This is a genomic window from Frankia sp. AgB32 (genome assembly GCF_023243045.1).
Taxonomy (GTDB): domain Bacteria; phylum Actinomycetota; class Actinomycetes; order Frankiales; family Frankiaceae; genus Frankia.
Map to the genome: position 1 here is coordinate 1 of NZ_JALKFX010000168.1, position 772 is coordinate 772.

Annotated in this window: 1 protein-coding gene; it reads left to right on the forward strand. The window is 64.9% G+C overall.

Going from position 1 to position 772, the window contains the following annotated elements:
* Positions 1–125 precede the first annotated feature (125 nt).
* Positions 126–772, forward strand: a 647-nt coding sequence (locus tag MXD60_RS30115; RefSeq protein WP_368861283.1) for a phosphopantetheine-binding protein, incomplete at its 3' end; no start/stop codon positions are given.

Sequence of the window (772 nt, forward strand, 5' to 3'; positions counted from 1 at the left end):
CGGGTGGGGTGTTGGAGTTTGTGGGCCGTGTCGATGATCAGGTGAAGGTGCGGGGCTTCCGAATCGAACCAGGTGAGGTGGAGTCGGCGCTGCTGGGCTGTTCCGGGGTGGAACGGGCCGTGGTAGTGGCGCGGAACGACCGTCTGGCGGCCTATGTGGTCGGGGACGCGCTGGTGGGGAGGCATCTTCGGAAATTGCTGGGCGGGCGCCTGCCGGACTACATGGTGCCGTCGGTGGTAGTGGTGCTTGACGAACTTCCAGTGACGGATAATGGAAAGGTCGATCGCTCCGCCTTGCCGAAGCCGCAGGTTTCGGGCGGCCGTGGCCGAAGCATCCACAGTCCGCGCGAGGATATCCTCTGTGGGATTTTCGCTGAGATCCTGGATGTCCCGTCCGTGGGCATAGGCGATGATTTCTTCGACCTTGGCGGTCATTCATTGCTGGCTACGCGACTGGTGAGCAGGATTCGCCGTGTGCTCGACGTCGACGTGGAGGTGCGGTCGATCTTCGAGAGTTCGACGGTGGCTGAACTTGCGCGGGCGTTGGCATCGGGTGGGCGGACACGGCCCGCGCTGGTGGCTGGACAGCGGCCAGCAGCGCTGCCGCTGTCCTTCGCGCAACGGCGGCTGTGGCTCCTGAACCGCCTGGAGGACGGCGGAGGGCTGTACCACATTCCGCTGACGATCCGCCTGCTGGGCGATCTTGATCGGGTTGCGTTGCGGGCGGCGTTGCGGGATGTGGTGGTTCGGCACGAGAGTCTGCGGACGGTGTT